We start from the raw sequence: 19,541 nt of genomic DNA, 5'->3' as shown, positions 1-19,541 counted from the left end.
TAAAATTTAATAATTAAAGTAATTTACTTTATAGAAGCAACCATTTTCGCTAAGTTTTTACGCTTGACTTTGTCAAAAAAATAGCCGAACTTCGCTTAGTGTTTGATATAAAACATTTCACACCATTTAAATAGAACTTCAACCATTTAATATAAAACAATAAAATATGAGTCTGCTATCAGAAAATGTAATACCAGGAAATCACGGAAAAATATTTGGAACGAATGCTAAAGAAAATAAGGATTTAGAAAAAATTAAAAATATAGTCTTATCTATTGAAGGAATAAAAGATGTTATTATTAATTCAGATGTATTTCCTAAAGAATTTACAATTCATACAACGGAATTAGTTAAAGTTAAGGAGATTGAAGATGTAGTTATATCAATTGGTTTTCACGCAATACCTAAAGGTCTTTTTGAACTATAATAAATAATAGTTTATGACCCAACATCGAAAAAGAAATAAGAGTTTAGGTTTAGCAGAATTAATTGCAATTGCTCTTGGAGGTATGGTTGGTGGCGGAATTTTCACAATACTCGGAATTTCAGTTTCATTAATTGGAAACCTAACACCAATTGCTATAATTATTGGAGGACTAATTGCTTCTTTAGCTGCTTACTCTTATGTAAAACTGGGGCTTTATTACAAAGATGAAGGAGCTACATATTCTTTTTTCAAGAAAACGTATTCAAAATCAAATTTCTCTGCTTCAGCAATAGGTTGGTTTATTATTTTCGGTTATATAAGTACTTTGGCTTTATATGCTTATACATTTTCATCCTATGCAATTAGTAGTACCCACTTTGCAGACAATATTTGGATAAGGAAAGGTGTTGCAATTGGAGTTATTGGAATTTTCACTTTAATAAACATTTGGAGCGTAAATGGAATGGGAAAAATTGAAGATTTAATGGTTTATACCAAACTTGTAGTTTTAACAATTATCTCAATCGTATTAATGACTCACGGAACAACTGATTTTAATACGTTCATTGAAAATATGACTTTAGATTTAGAGCAATCAAGTATTTTTTCAATTTTAATAGTTTCTTCATTAACTTTTGTTGCATTTGAAGGATTTCAATTAGTAATCAACGCAGTCAATGAAATGACTAATCCAGAGAAAAATATACCAAGAGCAATTTATAGTGCAATTTCTTTAGCTGTTATAATTTACGTAGTTATTGCAATGGGTGCTTTATTTGCGATACCAACAGAAGAAATTATTAAAAATAAAGAGTTTGCACTTGCATCAGGTGCAGGAAATGTATTGGGTTCATTAGGTACAAACCTTGTTATTTTTGGTGCAATTTTAGCTACAAGCAGTGCGATTAGTGGAACACTTTTTGGCTCTTCACGCCAAATGTCTGTGATAGCTAAAGATGGTTTTTTTCCTAAAATTTTATCTGTCCGAAAAAATAATAGTCCTCAAAATGCAATTATTGCTATGGCAGTAATTTCTTGTCTTTTAATTTCAATTGGTGGATTAGAATTAATTCTTGAGTTTGGAAGTGTTACCTTTCTTTTAGTTTCATTACTAATGGCAATTGCTAATTTTAAAATTAGAAAAAAAACTAATTCATCAACTATATTGACAATAGTATCTATAATCGGATTGAGTATTGGTGGTGTTTTAATACTATATTACGAATTGACAAATAATTGGCAACAAATGGTCGCAATAATTGTAATTTATATTTTTCTCGCTTTTGGAGCTTATAAATTTTCATCGAATAAAAAAAATAGTTACAACAACGTATAAAATTAATTGCAGGTTTTAGTTTATTTACGAAAGTTCTCACAGACTTTAAATCTTTCTTTTACCACTTAAAACATGTAAATAATTTTACAAAAAAGGGATAAACAGAACACAAAAACAACTTAAGTATATTGTCGAATAAAGGCATTTTTTACACTTTACTCTATTACATTGTTTTACTAATAATCTATTTATTAGTAACAACATTCAATTTTGAACCAAGTATTAATGTTATTAAACTAAAACTAGCATTTTGGTTTATAGTACTAAGTATCGCTTCAATAACTATCTTTATAAACAGCATATTTATTATTTTAATTAAATATAGAAAATGGCACGAAGGTTCATTATTGGTTCATTTTGTAGTGTTGCTTTTTTACCTCCTTCTTTTTAATCACTAATAGTTAATAACTCTAAGTAACTTCAATCTAATTTCATCTTTGAATTTCCTATTTTGCGAACCATAATTTAAAGAATAAAATGAAAGTTTGTATCGCCGAAAAGCCATCTGTAGCAAGAGAAATTGCTTCTGTTCTTGGAGCCACCACAAAACGTGATGGTTACTACGAAGGCAACGGCTATGCTGTAACCTATACTTTTGGACATCTTTGTACACTTAAAGAGCCAAACGATTATAAGCCGTATTGGAAAAGCTGGGATTTAAACAATTTACCAATGCTTCCTGAGCGTTTTGAAACCAAAGTTTCTAAAGATGCTGGTATAAAAAAGCAGTTTAAAATTGTAAAAAGTTTATTTGATAGAGCAGATGTTGTAATAAACTGTGGCGATGCAGGACAAGAAGGAGAATTAATACAGCGTTGGGTATTAAACCAAGCTGGTTATAAAGGAAAAGTAGAAAGACTTTGGATTTCGTCGCTTACAACTGAGGCTATAAAAGAAGGTTTTAATAACTTGAAACCTTCTGAAGATTACGACAATTTATATTATGCAGGCTTTTCGCGTGCTATTGGAGATTGGCTTCTGGGTATGAATGCTACACGTTTATACACTGTAAAACATGGTGGTTACAAACAGGTATTATCTGTTGGGCGTGTGCAAACTCCTACTCTTGCCATGCTAGTAAATAGGTTTAAAGAAATTGAAAACTTTAAACCACAACCCTATTGGGAGCTGCAAACTATGTATCGCGATACATTATTTAGTTACGAAGAAGGTCGTTTTCTTAAAGTTGAAGATGGAGAAAAACTTGCAGCTATTGTAAAAGCGCATGATTTCGAAATTGTATCGACAACCAAAAAAGCAGGAAATGAATATGCTCCAAAACTCTTTGATTTAACAGGTTTACAAGTATATTGTAACACTAAATTTGGATTTAGTGCAGACGAAACTTTAAAGATTGTCCAGAAACTATACGAACAAAAAGTAGTCACCTACCCAAGAGTAGATACTACATTTTTACCAAACGATGTGTATCCAAAAGTACCTGGAATACTTAAAAACTTAACTAATTATGCTACTTTAACAGCGCCACTTCATGGTAAGAAGTTAAAGAAAACAAAAAAAGTTTTTGATGATAGTAAGGTAACAGATCACCACGCTATTATTCCAACCGGACAGCAAATGAACTTGCAATACAACCAGCAGCAGGTTTACAATATTATTGTGCGTCGTTTTATTGCTGTGTTCTATCCAGATTGTAAAGTATCGAACACCACAGTTATTGGTAAAGCAGAAAAAGTAAAGTTTAAAACTACAGGTAAAGAGATTTTAGAAAAAGGATGGCGTATTGTATTCGAAAACCCCAATAGTACTTCTAAAGAAGCTGGTATGTTACCAACATTCGAGAAAGGCGAAAAAGGGCCGCATGAACCGTCGTTTTTAGAAAAACAAACCAAACCGCCAAACCAATATACGGAAGCCTCACTCCTACGTGCTATGGAAACGGCCGGAAAACAGGTGGATGACGATGAGCTTCGTGAGATTATGAAAGAAAACGGTATTGGTCGTCCTTCTACACGTGCCAATATTATTGAAACGTTATTCCGAAGAAAATATATAAAACGAAATAAAAAACAAGTTATTCCTACGGTTACAGGAATTCAGTTAATAGATACTATTACTAACGAATTGCTGAAATCTGCCGAACTTACCGGAAAATGGGAAAAGCAGTTAAAAGATATTGAAAAAGGGACTTTTAGCGCAGGAAGTTTTATCAAACAGATGAAACAAATGGTAGATCGTTTGGTTTACGAAGTGCGAAGTGAAACTAAGAAAGCTAATATATCTTCGGTTAACAATAAAACAGCAACAACGACTAAGAAAAAAACGGTTAAAAAAACGTCTAGAATTGCCTCAGAAAAATGTCCGAAATGTAAAAACGGATCTGTATTAAAAGGTAAATCGGCTTATGGTTGCTCAGAATATAAAAAGACTTGCGACTTTGTTATTCCTTTTAAATTTGAAGGTAAAACTATCTCAGAAAAGCAATTTGTTAGGTTGTTTCAAAAAGGCTCAACCGTTAATTTAAAAGGCTTTAAAGTTGATAATGTTTTAACTGAAGGCTTAGTGAGATTTGATGAAAATTTTAAGTTGAAATTAGAACCTAAAAAAGTTAAAACTGAAACGAAGAGTACTTCCGAAGAAAATATTTGTCCGAAATGCAACAAAGGCACTATTATAAAAGGAAAAACAGCTTATGGTTGTAGTGCCTATAAAGAAGGTTGCGATTTTAGATTTACTTACGACTCTATTAGAGAAAAAGCGAACGGACAACAATTAACCAAAGACTTGGTTTTTAAAATATTAAGAGGAAACTAAAACTATTTTTGTCAGTCGTAAGAAAGCTGGAGTCCACATTATAACTATAGAATACTCATTTGGAACTTAATACACACAAACACTTTAAAATATTTAAACCCTACGGCATGCTCTCTCAGTTTGCTAGCAACTCTAGTAAGCAACAACGTAAAAGGTTTCTAGGAGAATTAGCAGAGTTTCCAATGGGAATAATGCCAATTGGTAGACTCGACGAAAAAAGTGAAGGTTTACTATTGTTAACTACAGACGGAAAATTAAGTAACTTTATAAATTCTAGTGGTATTGAAAAAGAATACTACGCTTTAGTAGATGGAGATATTACTAAAGAAAAGATTGAAGAACTCCAAAAAGGTGTAGAAATTGGTTTCGATGGTAAAAAATATCAAACCAAACCGTGTAAAGTCTATAAATTAGAATCTGATCCTGATTTCCCAGAACGGTCAAAAAAAATTCGTGATGCTAGACATGGTCCAGTTTCTTGGGTATCTTTAACAATTACAGAAGGTAAATTTAGACAAGTTCGAAAAATGACAAGTGCAGTAGGCTTTCCAACCTTAAGATTAGTACGTGTTCGTGTTGGAAATATAACACTTAATGGCATGAAAAATGAGGAAGTTATGCCTATAGATATACCTGGTACGCTTTAACTATTATTTATCGTTTTTAATAGTTTATACTGAGTAAATCTGACTAATTTTGTTTAAAATTCAAACTAAAAATGAAGGAGCAAATCGCCTATTTCTTTTATAATTACTACGAAGCTTTTGGATTATCTCCAAAGTTGGCTAAATACGCCAATATGCTTACATTGCTACTAATAGCACTTATTGTAACGTATGTTATAGATAGAGTTGTTAGAGCAATTTTACGAGCAATATCTGTTCGTGTTGCAAAGCATACCAAATCTCCTTTTGATGATTTATTATTGGCTAACAAAGTACCAAGAAATGTAGCGCATATTGTTCCGTTATTAACAGCGTTAAAAATATTGCATATTGTTTTTATAGATTTTAATTATATAGAAACGCCTATTCGCAAACTACTTCAGGTTCTTTTTATAGTTTTAACATTATGGATTGTTAGAAGTATTTTGTTTACACTCGAAGATTATTTTAAAACTTTACCGCGTTTAAGAGATAAACCAATAGATAGTTATATACAAGTATTCATGATTTTTGCTTGGGTTGCTGGAATTTTTGCAGCAATTGCAGTGTTTAGCGATGTGTCAATTTTAAAGTTTATCACTGGTTTTGGTGCAGCTTCTGCTATTATCTTACTTATATTTAAAGATACCATTCTTGGTTTTGTGGCTAGTATACAAGTGTCTATTAACGATATGGTTAGGATTGGAGATTGGATAACTTTCGAAAAATACGGAGCAGATGGTGATGTAACAGAAATAAACCTTGCTACTGTAAAGGTTCAGAATTTTGATAATACTATTACTACCATTCCTACTTATGCCATGATTTCAGATTCGTTTAAGAACTGGCGTGGTATGACGAATTCTGATGGCCGTAGAATTAAAAGGCATTTAATGATTAAGCAAGAGTCTATTAAATTTCTAACTCCTGAAGATATAGAGCGCTTAAAAGGTATTGAGCTAATTAGCGTCTATTTAGAACAAATGGGAGAGAAAGTAGATAAATATAATGAAGATAATAATATCAATAAAACACTTAGGCTTAATGGTAGAAACCTTACCAATATTGGTGTGTTTAGAAAATATATTCAAACGTATTTAGAAAATCATTCTGCTATTAATAAAGATATGTTATTAATGGCAAGACAGTTGCAGCCTACTACACAAGGTGTTCCTTTAGAGATCTATGCATTTAGTAAAGATAAGCGCTGGGAAAATTACGAATATGTAATGTCTGACCTGTTTGATCATTTTTTAGCTGCAATTCCATTCTTCGAATTAGAAATATTTGAACTTCCAAGCTCTACTACTTTTAAAGCTAAAATATAAGCGCATAAAAAAAGCCTTGATTATTTCTAATCAAGGCTAACTGTGCTTTATCACACGTTAATAGCAAGTGTTATATTTTCTTTACACGTACAGCGTTTAAGCCTTTCATGCCTTTTTCTAGTTCAAATTGTACTTTGTCATTTTCTGTGATTTCATCAATTAAACCACTTACATGACAGAAATATTTTTCTGAGTCTTCTGCATCGATAATAAAACCGAAACCTTTAGAAGAATCGTAAAAAGAAACCTTACCTTTTCTAATAGGATCTACTTCTGGTAAATCTTCTTTTTTAGGTACGCCTAATACAATATTATCTGCTTTAATTTTTACTTTGTCTTCTGGATCTGGTGGAGTGTCTACCAAATTTCCATTGAAATCTACGTAAGCAAACTGAATGCCTTGTGTACCATTCTCTGCTGCTTCAGCCTTTCTGGCCTCCATTTTCTTTCTCTTGTCTTCACGCTTTTTAAGGCGCTTTTTCTCTTTTTCTAATTTGTTAAATGTCTGTTGCGACTTTGCCATTCTTCTTCTGTGTAATGTTAATTATTAGCTGAAATGCTAATTTTGGTTGTAAAAATACGATTTTCAATTGATTTATTAAAGAAAATAATGAAGTTTACTATTCTTAGTCCTTAGCTTGCACCACGGTTATGGTTGCTTTAACTCCTGTTGCTAAATTCCATTGATTAGTTATAAAAGGAACACCTACGTCGTCTAACACTTGGAATTCAGCGGTGTTTGGACCACTTGTTCCTTGATTTAAAGCTTCAAATTCTATAATATTATCTCCCGGAGATAGTGTTAAAAAGAAACCTTTACTATGGTTTTGTAATAATACACGAGATTGTGCAACATTACCATTTACATAAACACGAATTAAATCACCATCTTCTGCTTGATGGTCTCTATATATAATGTTTACGCGTTTCGCTTTGGTGCTATATTCTCCCAAAAACTGTGTAACTTCACTCCCATTATGTTTACGTTCGTCGTCGTTTCTTAGTTTTAAAGCGTTTTTTAATTGCTTTTGGTACAACTCTGCAGGATTTCTAAATTTATTCTCCTTAATCATCGAGAACTCTTTACGTTCTGCAACTGGAAGCGCTTCAGTTTTAGGTAAAACTATTTCGTTTTCCTCCTCTATGTCTGGCTCTGCACTGTTACTTTCTTCAGGCATTATTATAAGTTCATTATCTTGTTTAGGATCTTCAACTTCTTGCGCAGGAATTATTATGGACTTATTTTCACTATCAATTTGAGCACTTGTAGAGAGTACTGTAAATAAGGTTAAAAGGAAAAATAAGTTAAACTTCATGGTCATAATAAATCTATTTGTCTAAAATAAAACAAAAACTGTACCTAAGTATTAAAGTTTTATTAATCTCTTTAAAAAATATTTAAAATTTTCATAAAACAGACCTTTTTGCTTCTTTTACTGCGTTAGTGGCTATTCTAATATGTTAAAATACTACTTTGTTATACATAGTACTGTAACAAAACTGTTTTTGTGTCGTCTTTCTAATATAACCAACAAATTATCAATCAAATTAAAACCATAATACTATGAGAACTTTAAACAACAATCAATTAACAGGAACATTAGAAGGTACTAAAAGTAACACTTGGAATTTAAGAAGACGTTACAGATAGATTTATACTATTCATCAATCAATCAATCAATCAATCAAAATACTAATCAATAAAACCACAGATCATGAAATCAATTATTAACACCTTAAGAAAAACAAATTGTATTACCGAAGAACGTTTACATGTTAGTAGAGAGATTTACAAATTCAGTAACACAACAAACGGCTTATGGAATGGCGTAAATCGTTATGCTTATTAATAATTAGATAGATTAATCTAAAAATAGAAAGCCAGTGAATTAGGGTTCACTGGCTTTTTTATTTTAAAATATTGAAAGCTTAATAAGCCATTAAAGTTAATAGCTCATCTTCAAACTTATCACGTGATAAATATTGATCTTCTAATTGATTAATAAAAGGAATTGGTGTTTCTAAACTTGCTACACGCTTAACAGGAGCGTCTAAATGTTCGAAACAGTTTTCCATAATTAATGCCGAAACATCACTAGCAATACCTCCAAATAAAGAATCTTCTTGTAAAATAATTACTTTACCTGTTTTTTTAGCCGAAGCATAAATGGTTTCAGTATCTAAAGGTTGAAGCGAACGTAAATCTATTAAATCTGCATCAATTTCAGGATGTTTATCTAAAGTGTTCATTGCCCAATGTACTGCTTGACCATAAGCGATAACAGTAATTTGTTCTCCAGTTCTTAAAGTCGCCGCTTTTCCTAAAGGAATCGTATAATACTCTGTTGGTACTTCTTGACGAATACTTCTATATAATGCTTTGTGTTCAAAAAATAACACAGGATTAGGGTCGTTAATTGCAGTTGCTAATAAACCTTTAGCATCTTTTGGAAATGCTGGATATACTACTTTTAAACCTGGTGTTTTTGTAAACCAAGCTTCGTTTGTTTGACTGTGAAAAGGTCCTGCAGCAACTCCTGCTCCACAAGGCATACGTAATACAACGTCTGCATTCTGGTTCCAACGGTAATGCGATTTTGCAAGATAATTAACTACTGGATTAAAACCAGAAGTCACAAAATCACTAAACTGTAGCTCTACAACACTTTTAATACCAGCAATACTTAAACCCATTCCGGCTTCTATAATTGCAGATTCACATATAGGTGTATTTCTAACACGGTCTTTACCAAAAGCTTCTACAAAACCATCTGTAATTTTAAAAACACCACCATATTCGGCAACATCTTGTCCCATAATTACTAAGTCTTCATGTTTTTCCATAGACTGTTTTAAGCCTTCGGAAATAGCGTCAATTAAACGTAGTTCTTCCGTTTTTAAACTTTCTTTAACTTCTTGATATTCAAAATTTTGAAAAACATCATTTAACTCATTACTTACAGATGATGTTATTTTTTCTTCAGCATCAGCTTGATCTAAATGTGTATTTAATTCGGCCTTAATTTCAGCTTTAAAAATAGCATCTTGCTCTTCTGTAAGAATCTTTTCAGAAATTAGATAAGAACGATAATTATCTATAGGATCTTTCTTTTCCCATATATCTAATAAATCTTGAGGTACATATTTTGTACCACTCGCCTCTTCATGACCACGCATTCTAAAGGTTTTAAATTCAATTAAAACGGGACGTGGATTTTTTCTTATGCTTTCGGTAATTTCAGAAATCTTAGTGTAAACTTCTAAAATGTTGTTGCCGTCTATAATATGAGATTCCATTCCGTAACCTAAGGCACGATCTGCTAAATCTTTACAATTATATTGTTCTGTAGTTGGTGTTGACAGTCCGTAACCATTATTTTCAATACAAAATAATACAGGCAATTGCCAAACCGAAGCGACGTTTAAAGCTTCGTGTATATCGCCTTCACTTGTGCCACCTTCTCCTGTAAACACAGCAGTTACTTGGTTTTTGTTTTTAAGTTTACTTGCTAAAGCAATACCATCTGCGACACCAAACTGTGGTCCTAAATGGGATATCATTCCAACAATATTGTACTCCTGAGTACCAAAGTGAAACGAACGGTCACGACCTTTTGTAAAGCCATTTGCCTTCCCTTGCCATTGGCTAAAAAGACGATGTAAAGGAATTTCTCTAGTTGTAAAAACACCTAAGTTTCTGTGCATTGGTAAAATATACTCTTCACGCAACATAGACATAGTCACACCTACAGATATGGCTTCTTGTCCAATGCCAGAAAACCATTTACTAATTCTACCTTGACGCAGTAAAATAAGCATCTTCTCCTCTATTAAACGTGGTTTTAACATTGCTTTATAAAGAGAAATCTTAGTTTCTGCAGTAAGCTTTGTTTTTTTGTACTTTATATTAGATTTCATGTGTATTCGCTTTAGTGTTTCAATCTTTAGTTATTACATTTTATTTTAAAATTATTAACTTCAGATTGAGCGTTGCTTGCTTATTTGGGCAACACAAATAACGTTTGTCAAATATAACATTATTGCATAATAATTAATTATTGAGGCTAAAAATTATTGATTATTAATTCTGCTATCTTTTCTTTACATTTGTATATAGATGATTAATAAATTATAGTAGAAATGACGAGTATACCAAGTGTTAATTTACAAGATTTTCTTTCTGATGATCCGAAGAGAAAACAAAAATTTATAGATGAAATAGGAAAAGCCTATCAAGAGATTGGGTTTGTTGCCTTAAAAGGACATTTTTTAAATGATAAGCTAGTTGATGGTTTATATTCTGAAATTAAAAACTTTTTCGATTTACCAGTAGAAACTAAACAAGGTTATGAAATACCAGGTATTGGTGGTCAACGTGGTTATATTTCTTTTGGTAAAGAAAGTGCTAAAGGTAAAAAAGAAGGCGATTTAAAAGAGTTTTGGCATTTTGGACAGTATGTAGAAGACGATGCAGAACGAGCTAAAGAATATCCTGAAAATGTAGATGTAAAAGAATTACCTGCATTTAACAAAGCCGGAAAGGAAACATACCAAATGCTTGAAAAAACAGCAAAATATGTATTAAGAGCATTAGCGTTGCATTTAGATTTAGATGAAACGTATTTTGATAATTACATACATAATGGTAATTCTATATTAAGACCTATTCATTATCCACCAATAGCCGAAGAGCCTAAAGCAGCAGAACGTGCAGCGGCACATGGAGACATTAATTTAATCACCTTATTAATGGGTGCTCAAGGTCGTGGTTTGCAAGTACAAAATCATGAAGGCGAATGGATAGATGCTATTGCAGAACCAGACGAGTTAATGATTAATGTTGGTGACATGTTATCAAGACATACCAATAACAAGTTAAAATCGACAATACACCGTGTAATCAATCCTCCAAAAGAACTTTGGGGAACTAGCCGCTACTCTATTCCGTTTTTTATGCATCCAATAAGCGAAATGAAATTAGATGTTTTAGAGAGTTGTATAGACGAAGAAAACCCAAAACAATTTGATGATATTACTGCTGGAGAATTTTTAAATCAGCGTTTAATAGAATTAGGATTAAAAAAATAAGTAGGTAGTATTTAGTCTTCAGTTTACATTCGTTATTTATGCGAACTGACTGAAGACTGATTACTTAACACTTTATACTGAAAACATGGATTTAAAAGATCAGTTAAAAAACCTTTTTCCAGAACACGAAGAAAAGGAAGTAGAAACAACTAAGGAGGATAAAGGACTTTGGTTACAAGACGATCCTATTATTTGTAAATACGAAAAACGAAAAGGTAAGCCTATTACTATTTTAGAAGGTTATACCGGAGCTACCGAAGATTTTAAAGCTTTAGCTAAAGAATTGAAGCAAAAACTAAGTGTTGGTGGAAGTTTTAAAGATGATAAGATTATTATTCAAGGAGACTATCGCGATAAAATTATGGCGATGTTAAAAGAGAAAGGGTTTAATGTAAAACGTGTTGGAGGTTAATTTTATGTCTAAAAAAACAATACATGTTACTAACGGTGGTAGTTTAACAGATTTTCTTAAAAAGGAAAACTACGAAGGAGAACTGGTTACATGGCACGAAATGCTATGCGAAGGTCCTACCGAAAAAGAGATTAATACAGAATCCTTTTTTAAAGTAAGAAAAGCTTTTTTGGAATCTGTTTATAAAATAGAATACGACACTGTTAAAATAAAGACAGAAATAGATAAACTAGATGCTGTTAACGATTATAAAGAAGTAGTACTTTGGTTCGAATATGATTTATTTTGTCATATTAACCTAATCGCAGTCATTAGTTTATTAAAGCAAAAACAAGTAAGAATACCAATATACTTAGTTTGTAGCGGTCGTGTTGAAAACGAAAAAGGTCTTAAAGGCTTAGCCGAATTAACAGCTAAACAGTTAAAAGAACACTATCAAAATAAAGTAGAACTTACTATCGACGATATTGCTTTGGCTCAAAAAGCTTGGCGTATTTATTGCGAAAACGATCATAACTTATTAAAACCTTTAATAACCAGACCGTCTAATTTTAAATACCTAAGTAATTGTTTAAAAGCACACTTAAAACGTTTCCCAGATACAAGAAGTGGCTTGAGTACTTTAGAATATCATATTCTAACACTAATAAAAGAACATAATATAAAATCGCGTCATCATTTAGAAGGTTACGTGTTGCATTATCAAGGCTTTTATGGCTTTGGAGACATGCAAATTGTTAGGATAATAGATGGCTTAGCACTATTTTATAATGAAGAAGAAGTAGATGTTTTATCATTGAATAGAGATGGACATCTTGCGTTAGAACACCAAAAGAATTTCAGAAAAGCACTCAATTGTGATTTTGTGTTTGGTGGTGTTAATAAACGAGAATTTCAGTTTGATAAAAAAGCAAATAAATTGATTTAAAATACAGTGAATGCCAATTAAAGATTCAGAATTAATATTAAATCCAGATGGAAGTGTTTATCACTTAAATCTAAGGCCAGAACATTTAGCGAATACTATTATTACTGTTGGTGATCCCGACCGTGTAGCTAATGTTACTAAACATTTTGATACTATAGAATTCGAAACACGAAAACGAGAATTTCATACACAAACAGGAACTTACAAAGGAAAGCGTATCACGGTAATTTCTACTGGTATTGGTACAGATAATATAGATATTGTTTTTAATGAGTTAGATGCCTTAGTAAACATCGATTTAGAAACAAGAGAAATTAAAAAAGAATTGACAGCCCTTACTATTGTTCGTGTTGGAACTTCAGGATCTATACAAAAAGAGATTCCTGTAGATTCTATTGTAATTAGCGAAATGGCTGCTGGTTTCGATAGTTTACTTCATTTTTATGATAGCGAAGCGTTTCAGAATAAAGACATTTCTAATGCTTTAATGGAACATACAAATTGGTATAAAGCAAAGTCTGATCCTTATGTTGTTACCTGCGATGAAGGTTTATTAAAACAATTAAGCTCAAGTAAAACTGTTACAGGATTTACCGCTACTAACGTTGGTTTTTACGGCCCTCAAGGTAGAGTTTTACGTTTAGCACTTCAGGATAACGATTTAAACGATAAATTAGCCAACTTTAATTTTAACGGTAAAACCATTACTAATCTAGAAATGGAAACAGCTGGAATTTACGGTATTTCTAAACTTTTAGGACATAAAGCATTATCTATGAATGCAATTATAGCTAATCGTGACACAGGAAAATTTAGTGAAAATCCAAATAAAATAGTTGAAGAACTAATTACTTACACCTTAAATAAATTAGTTGAGTAGTATATTAAATTACTAACCTTTATATTTAAGTAAAACTATAACGTTGCGACTAAGCATTTTTATATTTGCAAAATCATAACAAATAAATAAGATTACCGCTAAAGTTTATTTTAGCGCAGTCGGAAGACGGAATTTACTATGAAAACAATAAACATTGGTGGTGTACCTGAGCATTTTAATTTAGCTTGGTATTTAGGACTTAAAAATGCCGAGTATAAAAATGCAGATATAAACTTACGTTGGAAAGATTACTTTGGCGGAACAGGTGCTATGTGTAAAGGGCTTCGTGATGGAGATATTGACATGGCCGTTATTTTAACCGAAGGAATTGTTAAAGATATTATTGCTGGAAACAAATCTAAAATTGTTCAGGTTTTTGTCGAAACACCTCTTATTTGGGGAATTCATGTCGCAGAAAATTCAGATTACAAAACAATTGAAGATGTAAAAGGAACTAAAGCTGCGATTAGTCGTTATGGATCTGGATCTCATTTAATGGCCTATATAAATGCTCAAAACAACGGATGGGATATTGAAAAAGATTTAGATTTTGAAGTTATAAAGAACTTAGATGGTGCTGTTGAAGGTTTAACCGAAGGTAAAGCCGATTACTTTATGTGGGAAAAATTCACCACTAAGCCATTAGTAGATAATGGAACGTTTAGACGTATCGATAATTGCCCAAGTCCTTGGCCATGTTTCGTTATCGCTGTTAGAGAAGACTTTTTAAAGACGAACAAAGAAGATGTTAAAACCATTTTAGATATTGTAAACAATACCACTTCAGAGTTTAAAAATATTCCAAGTATCGATAGAATGATTGCAAATCGGTACGAGCAAGAAATTGAAGATGTGCAAGAATGGTTAAGTCTTACTGAATGGTCACAAGAGAATATCTCTAAAGAAACTATTAATAAAGTTCAAAACGAATTATTAGCTTTAAATATTATTCCTGAGAAATGGGATTATAAAGATTTAGTTGAGACTTTATAATTATTATTAACTCCTCTAAAAATAAGAAGAGAGCTAGTACAGTTTAGCTTCAATACAAAGAAAGAAAACTATAACTTTTGTATTAATAAGAAATCATAAATATTAAAGAAATATAATCTAGTACAGTTCCTCTCTTTAGTGAAATAGAGGTGGCTTTTCAAAGAAAAGACGGAGAGTTTGGAGAAAATGCGAAGCGATTTAAGTTATCTACAAAATCACTAACTTACAAGGGGGTACAGAAAAAAACTACATTCTAAAGAAGAATTAAAAGAACTCAGATCTATTTTAAGAAAATCTCTAACGCCTGCCGAAGCTTACTTATGGTCTAAACTAAAAGCAAGACAGTTTAAAGGAATTAGATTTACAAAACAGCACAGTATAGGTTATTACATAGTCGATTTTTATTGTGCTGAATATAAGCTCATCATAGAATTAGATGGAGAAATCCATAATACACCTAATCAATTTGAGAAAGACGAAATTAGAACTCAATATTTAGAAGGTCTAGGATACAAAGTTATTAGGTTTGAAAACAAAATGGCATTCGAGAATCTACCATCTATTTATATGGAGATTGAAGATCAGATTAATAGCTGATAGAAAATATAATAATTGTTAACTCCTCTTTCTTCTGATTTTAAAGAAATTCAGAATTCATTCTCCTCTTAAAATAAGAGGAGAGCTAGTACAACTCAACTTCAATACAAAGTATAGAAAACCAGAACTTTTGTATTAACAAAAGTCATAAATAAAAAAGAAGAATAATCTAGCACAGTTCCTCTCTTTAGTTAAAGAGAGGTGGTTTTTCAAAGAAAAGACGGAGAGTTTGAAGAAAAATGTGAAGCTATTTTAAGCTATCTAAGTATTAAAGCACAGAGTTAAATTATAACGACTATTAACTCCTCTTTCTTTCCATTTCTAAGGAAATCAAAATTCATTCTATTCTTAAAATAAGAGGAGAGCCAGTACAATTCAACTTTAGTGTAAAATATAGAAAACCAGAACTTTTGTATCAACAAACAATCCTAAATATTAAAGAAATATAATCTAGTACAGTTCCTCTCTTTAGTCAAAGAGAGGTGTTTTTTCAAAGAAAAGACGGAGAGTTTGGAGAAAATGCGAAGCGATTTTCAATCTACCACTCCACTTTGACCAAATCAAGTTTTTCTAACAAAACATTAGTCTTACTAAAATGTTTGTTTCCAAACCAGTAACCTCGATTAGCACTCAAAGGAGAAGGGTGACCAGATTCTAAAATATGATGCTTCTTTTTATCAATCAGCTTTGCTTTTTTCTTAGCAAAACCTCCCCAAAGTAAGAACACAACATTCTCTTTTTTATCACTTATAGTTTTAATAACCGCATCGGTAAAGGTTTCCCAACCTTGTTTTTGGTGACTTCCGGCTTCATGTGCACGAACAGTTAAAGTCGCATTCAGTAAAAACACACCTTGTTCTGCCCAGCGTTCTAGATTTCCACTTTCTGGATAAGCAATACCTAAATCGGTTTCAATTTCCTTAAAAATATTGATTAACGAAGGCGGATGTTTCACGCCATCATTCACACTAAAACACAAACCATTGGCTTGATTGAAATTATGATAAGGATCTTGACCAATAATAACAACCTTTAAATCGTTGAAATGGCATTTTTCAAAAGCATTAAAAATAAGATCTTCTGGAGGAAAACACTGTGTATTATTGTATTCTGTTTTTACAAACTCAATTAACGATATAAAATAAGGCTTATTAAATTCTGTTTGTAACTCTTGTCTCCAACTGTTGTGAATGTCTGTTGTCATTAGTATTTTTGTATTTCGGAATAAAAATAATACTATCTTTAGTGCTATAAAAACGATTACTTGTTTTTATCATGCATTGCTTGATATTATATTTGCGATTTAAGAAAACAAACACCAAAAAATAGAGTTCTGCTTTTGTAAGAACAACACATATGAAAAACATTAAATTTCCAACAGCACAAACCATTTTACTAATTATAGCTGCACTTGTAACGTTATTAACTTGGCTTATTCCTGCAGGAAAATACGATACTTTAGTTTACAATACAGATACTAATAATTTTACACAAGCAAGTTCTGAAAAATCTATAAATCTGCCAGCAACACAAGAAACTTTAAACGCATTATCTATAAAAATACCTTTAGAGAAATTTACAGGAGGTGATATTTATAAAGCGATTAATATTCCAAATACTTACAAAAAACTAGAAGCTAGACCACAAGGCATTTTTGAGTTTATTAAATCACCGGTAAAAGGAATTATAGAATCTGCCGAAATCATTTTTCTAGTCTTAATTATTGGCGGTCTAATTGGTATTATAAACAGCACAGGTGCTTTTGATGCTGGTATTTCATGGCTAACCGATAAATTAAAAGGTTACGAGTTTATACTAATTATTTTAGTAACGCTTTTAATATCCATTGGAGGCACAACGTTTGGTTTAGCTGAAGAAACCATGGCCTTCTTCCCTATTTTAATACCCGTCTTTTTAGCCGCAAAGTATGATGCTTTGGTTGGTGTTGCTTGTATTTTTATTGGCTCTTCCATTGGTACCATGTGCTCAACCGTTAATCCGTTTAGCACAATGATAGCAAGTGATGCGGCTGGAATAAGTTGGACTACAGGATTAATTGGTAGAATAATAATGCTTTCGGCGTGTTTACTAATTTCTATAGGATACATTTTAAGGTATGCAAAACGTGTAAAAAATGATCCTACAAAATCTATAATTTACGATCAAAGAGACGAAATAATGGCACTTTTTGGCAAAGCAGAAACAGAAAGCGTTCAATTTACAACACGCCTTCGTATTTCATTATTTGTTTTTGCGGCATGTTTTATAATCATGATTGCAGGAGTATCAATGTACGGATGGTATTTGCAAGAAATGTCTGCAACCTTTTTAGTAGGTGCTATTTTAATAGGTATTGTTTCAAAAATTAAAGAATCTACTTTTGTCGATACTTTTGTAAAAGGTGCAGGAGATTTACTAGGTGTTGCATTAATTATTGGTATCGCCAGAGGAATAACGGTTATTATGGATGATGGAATGATTAGCGATACCATGTTATATTACGCGAGCGATGTTACCAACGGCATGAATAAAGGTGTATTTGCAAGTGCCATGACAGGTATTTATGCTGTACTCTCGTTCTTTATTCCAAGTTCGTCTGGAATGGCAGTTTTAACCATGCCAATTATGTCGCCTTTAGCTGATGGCGTTGGTGTAGGAAGAGAAATTGTAGTCAATGCATATCAATACGGAATGGGCTTATTTTATTTAATAAACCCAACTGGATTAATATTAGCGTCTTTAGCAATAGTAAAAGTAGGATACGATAAATGGCTTAAATTTATCATGCCTTTATTTATTACTTTGGTTGTATTTACTTTATTAGTTATGACTGTTTCCGTATATTTATAGGAAGAAAAACAGTTGTCAGTTCGAGTGAAATCAATAATTAAATGCAATGAAATTATTGATTTTGTATCGGGAACTTTAGATAAGATTCTCGATACAATTTTCTGTAAAGATCAAACGAACCAACAACACACTAAATAACTTTAATGTACACAATTATAGGTGCCGGAATTGGCGGTTTAACCACTGCTGTAGTCTTCGAGAAATTAAACATAGACTATCAAATATTTGAAAAAGCTAAAGGACCAAACGCATTAGGTGCAGGAATTTGGTTGGCACCAAACGCATTGCAAGTCTTAGAATTCGCAGGTGTTATTGATAGTATTTTTAAAGTGAGTAATGTTGTCGATCGTATTACATTATCTACCGAAAAATTAAAACCATTAGCTGATAGTAGCCAATTACCTGCCAAAGAAAAATACGGGTTCTCTACAGTAGCCATTCATCGTGCAAAATTACAATTGGTTTTAATAGAAGCTATCCCAAAAGAGAAAATACACTGGAACAAAGCTTTTGCATCTTATAAGCAAGAAAATAATTCTGTAACTGTAACGTTTCAAGATGGTGCAACAACACAAAGCCAATACCTTATTGGTGCAGATGGTATAGACTCTAAAGTGCGTGCACAATTATTTCCAAAATCTCAAATTCGGTATTCTGGACAAACCTGTTGGCGTGGCGTCATGAAAAGTGCTTTACCACCAGAATATAAAGACAGAGGTATCGAAATGTGGGGAAAAGGCATCAGGTTTGGTTTATCTCAACTCTCAGAAAATGAAACTTCGTGGTTTGCAGTAAAAAACAGTGAAGCGTTTCAAAAAGATGATAGAGCAGTTTTAAAAAACAAGCTACTCTCCTACTTTAAAGATTTCCATCCTTTGGTAAACGAACTTATAAATAACACCGAAATCAACGCTATATTAAGAAACGATATCACCGATTTAAAACCCATAAAACACTGGCAAAAAGATAATGTTTGCCTTATTGGTGATGCAGCACATGCTACAACGCCTAATATGGGACAAGGTGGTGCTCAAGCCATCGAAGATGCCTATTATTTAGGAAAATTGATTGCTGAAAACCCAACCCAAAACAATTTCAAAGCTTTCGAAAACAAACGTTTTAAACGTGTAAATAGTATCGTGAAGCAATCTTGGTTTACAGGAAAAATAGCCAACTTAAATACTGGTTATTCTGTAAGAAATGCTCTTTTTAGTGCGATTCCTAAAAAGCTAATAGACAAAAACATGTACTCTGTTTACGATTTAAAAGAATAAACTATTTAT

At 32.0% G+C, this 19,541-nt stretch carries 18 protein-coding genes; 14 read left to right on the top strand and 4 right to left on the bottom strand.

Annotated elements, in window-relative coordinates; genetic code table 11:
* Positions 1-166: 166 nt before the first annotated feature.
* From ASC41_RS13275 to ASC41_RS13255, 5 genes are all read left to right on the top strand, one after another.
* Complete coding sequence (locus ASC41_RS13275) at positions 167-427, top strand: hypothetical protein (protein WP_055437141.1); 261 nt, start codon at positions 167-169, stop codon at positions 425-427.
* A 13-nt stretch (positions 428-440) separates the two neighbouring features.
* Entirely contained in the window at positions 441-1,763 is a 1,323-nt protein-coding gene (locus tag ASC41_RS13270) for an APC family permease (RefSeq protein ID WP_055437140.1), read from the top strand.
* Between the two features lie 477 nt (positions 1,764-2,240).
* The gene (locus ASC41_RS13265; RefSeq protein ID WP_055437139.1) at positions 2,241-4,538 is read left to right on the top strand and encodes a type IA DNA topoisomerase; all 2,298 of its coding nucleotides are present in this window, start codon (positions 2,241-2,243) and stop codon (positions 4,536-4,538) included.
* 59 nt (positions 4,539-4,597) lie between these two features.
* Positions 4,598-5,185: a pseudouridine synthase gene (locus tag ASC41_RS13260; RefSeq protein ID WP_262494973.1), complete on the top strand. Its 588-nt coding sequence runs from the start codon at positions 4,598-4,600 to the stop codon at positions 5,183-5,185.
* A gap of 71 nt (positions 5,186-5,256) precedes the next feature.
* Positions 5,257-6,510, top strand: coding sequence for a mechanosensitive ion channel family protein (locus tag ASC41_RS13255; protein WP_055437137.1), 1,254 nt, complete (start codon positions 5,257-5,259; stop codon positions 6,508-6,510).
* 70 nt (positions 6,511-6,580) lie between these two features.
* Here the strand turns inward: ASC41_RS13255 and ASC41_RS13250 are convergent, their stop codons facing one another.
* Together ASC41_RS13250 and ASC41_RS13245 are read right to left on the bottom strand one after the other, a co-directional pair.
* Positions 6,581-7,033 carry a cold-shock protein gene (locus ASC41_RS13250; protein ID WP_055437136.1) on the bottom strand — a complete coding sequence of 151 codons (453 nt, stop codon included), beginning with the start codon at positions 7,031-7,033 and terminating at the stop codon, positions 6,581-6,583.
* Positions 7,034-7,136: 103 nt separating this feature from the next.
* The gene (locus ASC41_RS13245) at positions 7,137-7,826 is read right to left on the bottom strand and encodes a hypothetical protein (RefSeq protein ID WP_055437135.1); all 690 of its coding nucleotides are present in this window, start codon (positions 7,824-7,826) and stop codon (positions 7,137-7,139) included.
* Positions 7,827-8,225: 399 nt separating this feature from the next.
* On the opposite strand from ASC41_RS13245, the gene ASC41_RS17255 reads away from it, so the two are divergent.
* Entirely contained in the window at positions 8,226-8,360 is a 135-nt protein-coding gene (locus tag ASC41_RS17255; protein WP_262494972.1) for a hypothetical protein, read from the top strand.
* Between the two features lie 79 nt (positions 8,361-8,439).
* Here the strand turns inward: ASC41_RS17255 and ASC41_RS13240 are convergent, their stop codons facing one another.
* Entirely contained in the window at positions 8,440-10,428 is a 1,989-nt protein-coding gene (locus ASC41_RS13240; RefSeq protein ID WP_055437134.1) for an alpha-ketoacid dehydrogenase subunit alpha/beta, read from the bottom strand.
* Positions 10,429-10,650: 222 nt separating this feature from the next.
* Between ASC41_RS13240 and ASC41_RS13235 the strand changes: the two genes are divergently transcribed.
* From ASC41_RS13235 to ASC41_RS16660, 6 genes are all read left to right on the top strand, one after another.
* Positions 10,651-11,598, top strand: coding sequence for an isopenicillin N synthase family dioxygenase (locus ASC41_RS13235; protein WP_055437133.1), 948 nt, complete (start codon positions 10,651-10,653; stop codon positions 11,596-11,598).
* Between the two features lie 85 nt (positions 11,599-11,683).
* The gene (locus tag ASC41_RS13230; RefSeq protein WP_055437132.1) at positions 11,684-12,010 is read left to right on the top strand and encodes a translation initiation factor; all 327 of its coding nucleotides are present in this window, start codon (positions 11,684-11,686) and stop codon (positions 12,008-12,010) included.
* Positions 12,011-12,014: 4 nt separating this feature from the next.
* Entirely contained in the window at positions 12,015-12,938 is a 924-nt protein-coding gene (locus ASC41_RS13225; protein ID WP_055437131.1) for a DUF1835 domain-containing protein, read from the top strand.
* A gap of 10 nt (positions 12,939-12,948) precedes the next feature.
* Positions 12,949-13,818, top strand: coding sequence for a nucleoside phosphorylase (locus ASC41_RS13220; RefSeq protein WP_055437130.1), 870 nt, complete (start codon positions 12,949-12,951; stop codon positions 13,816-13,818).
* Between the two features lie 138 nt (positions 13,819-13,956).
* Positions 13,957-14,811 (top strand): substrate-binding domain-containing protein, encoded by an 855-nt coding sequence (locus ASC41_RS13215; RefSeq protein WP_055437129.1) that lies wholly within the window; start codon positions 13,957-13,959, stop codon positions 14,809-14,811.
* Positions 14,812-15,093: 282 nt separating this feature from the next.
* Complete coding sequence (locus tag ASC41_RS16660; RefSeq protein WP_083477226.1) at positions 15,094-15,408, top strand: endonuclease domain-containing protein; 315 nt, start codon at positions 15,094-15,096, stop codon at positions 15,406-15,408.
* A gap of 538 nt (positions 15,409-15,946) precedes the next feature.
* Here ASC41_RS16660 and ASC41_RS13210 read toward each other — a convergent pair.
* On the bottom strand, positions 15,947-16,612 hold the full coding sequence (locus ASC41_RS13210; RefSeq protein ID WP_055437128.1) for a uracil-DNA glycosylase: 666 nt from the start codon (positions 16,610-16,612) through the stop codon (positions 15,947-15,949).
* Positions 16,613-16,764: 152 nt separating this feature from the next.
* On the opposite strand from ASC41_RS13210, the gene ASC41_RS13205 reads away from it, so the two are divergent.
* Complete coding sequence (locus tag ASC41_RS13205) at positions 16,765-18,258, top strand: YfcC family protein (RefSeq protein WP_055437127.1); 1,494 nt, start codon at positions 16,765-16,767, stop codon at positions 18,256-18,258.
* A gap of 143 nt (positions 18,259-18,401) precedes the next feature.
* A complete protein-coding gene (locus ASC41_RS13200; protein WP_055437126.1) occupies positions 18,402-19,532 on the top strand; it encodes an FAD-dependent monooxygenase in 1,131 nt (376 codons plus the stop codon).
* Positions 19,533-19,541: the final 9 nt, after the last annotated feature.

Origin of the sequence: Lacinutrix algicola (assembly GCF_001418085.1) — a bacterium.
Classification (GTDB): domain Bacteria; phylum Bacteroidota; class Bacteroidia; order Flavobacteriales; family Flavobacteriaceae; genus Lacinutrix; species Lacinutrix algicola.
The sequence above is the reverse complement of the archived record's forward strand: the minus strand, read 5'-3'. Positions and strand labels throughout refer to the sequence as shown.

What these genes read in the sequence shown, in the direction of transcription:
- ASC41_RS13275 (WP_055437141.1), top strand. Translation starts at nt 167, where the DNA reads ATGAGTCTGCTATCAGAAAATGTAATACCAGGAAATCACGGAAAAATA.
- ASC41_RS13225 (WP_055437131.1), top strand. Translation starts at nt 12,015, where the DNA reads ATGTCTAAAAAAACAATACATGTTACTAACGGTGGTAGTTTAACAGAT.
- ASC41_RS13265 (WP_055437139.1), top strand. Translation starts at nt 2,241, where the DNA reads ATGAAAGTTTGTATCGCCGAAAAGCCATCTGTAGCAAGAGAAATTGCT.
- ASC41_RS13250 (WP_055437136.1), bottom strand. Translation starts at nt 7,033, where the DNA reads ATGGCAAAGTCGCAACAGACATTTAACAAATTAGAAAAAGAGAAAAAG.
- ASC41_RS13270 (WP_055437140.1), top strand. Translation starts at nt 441, where the DNA reads ATGACCCAACATCGAAAAAGAAATAAGAGTTTAGGTTTAGCAGAATTA.
- ASC41_RS13215 (WP_055437129.1), top strand. Translation starts at nt 13,957, where the DNA reads ATGAAAACAATAAACATTGGTGGTGTACCTGAGCATTTTAATTTAGCT.
- ASC41_RS13255 (WP_055437137.1), top strand. Translation starts at nt 5,257, where the DNA reads ATGAAGGAGCAAATCGCCTATTTCTTTTATAATTACTACGAAGCTTTT.
- ASC41_RS17255 (WP_262494972.1), top strand. Translation starts at nt 8,226, where the DNA reads ATGAAATCAATTATTAACACCTTAAGAAAAACAAATTGTATTACCGAA.
- ASC41_RS13240 (WP_055437134.1), bottom strand. Translation starts at nt 10,428, where the DNA reads ATGAAATCTAATATAAAGTACAAAAAAACAAAGCTTACTGCAGAAACT.
- ASC41_RS13210 (WP_055437128.1), bottom strand. Translation starts at nt 16,612, where the DNA reads ATGACAACAGACATTCACAACAGTTGGAGACAAGAGTTACAAACAGAA.
- ASC41_RS13230 (WP_055437132.1), top strand. Translation starts at nt 11,684, where the DNA reads ATGGATTTAAAAGATCAGTTAAAAAACCTTTTTCCAGAACACGAAGAA.
- ASC41_RS13205 (WP_055437127.1), top strand. Translation starts at nt 16,765, where the DNA reads ATGAAAAACATTAAATTTCCAACAGCACAAACCATTTTACTAATTATA.
- ASC41_RS13235 (WP_055437133.1), top strand. Translation starts at nt 10,651, where the DNA reads ATGACGAGTATACCAAGTGTTAATTTACAAGATTTTCTTTCTGATGAT.
- ASC41_RS13200 (WP_055437126.1), top strand. Translation starts at nt 18,402, where the DNA reads ATGTACACAATTATAGGTGCCGGAATTGGCGGTTTAACCACTGCTGTA.
- ASC41_RS13220 (WP_055437130.1), top strand. Translation starts at nt 12,949, where the DNA reads ATGCCAATTAAAGATTCAGAATTAATATTAAATCCAGATGGAAGTGTT.
- ASC41_RS13245 (WP_055437135.1), bottom strand. Translation starts at nt 7,826, where the DNA reads ATGAAGTTTAACTTATTTTTCCTTTTAACCTTATTTACAGTACTCTCT.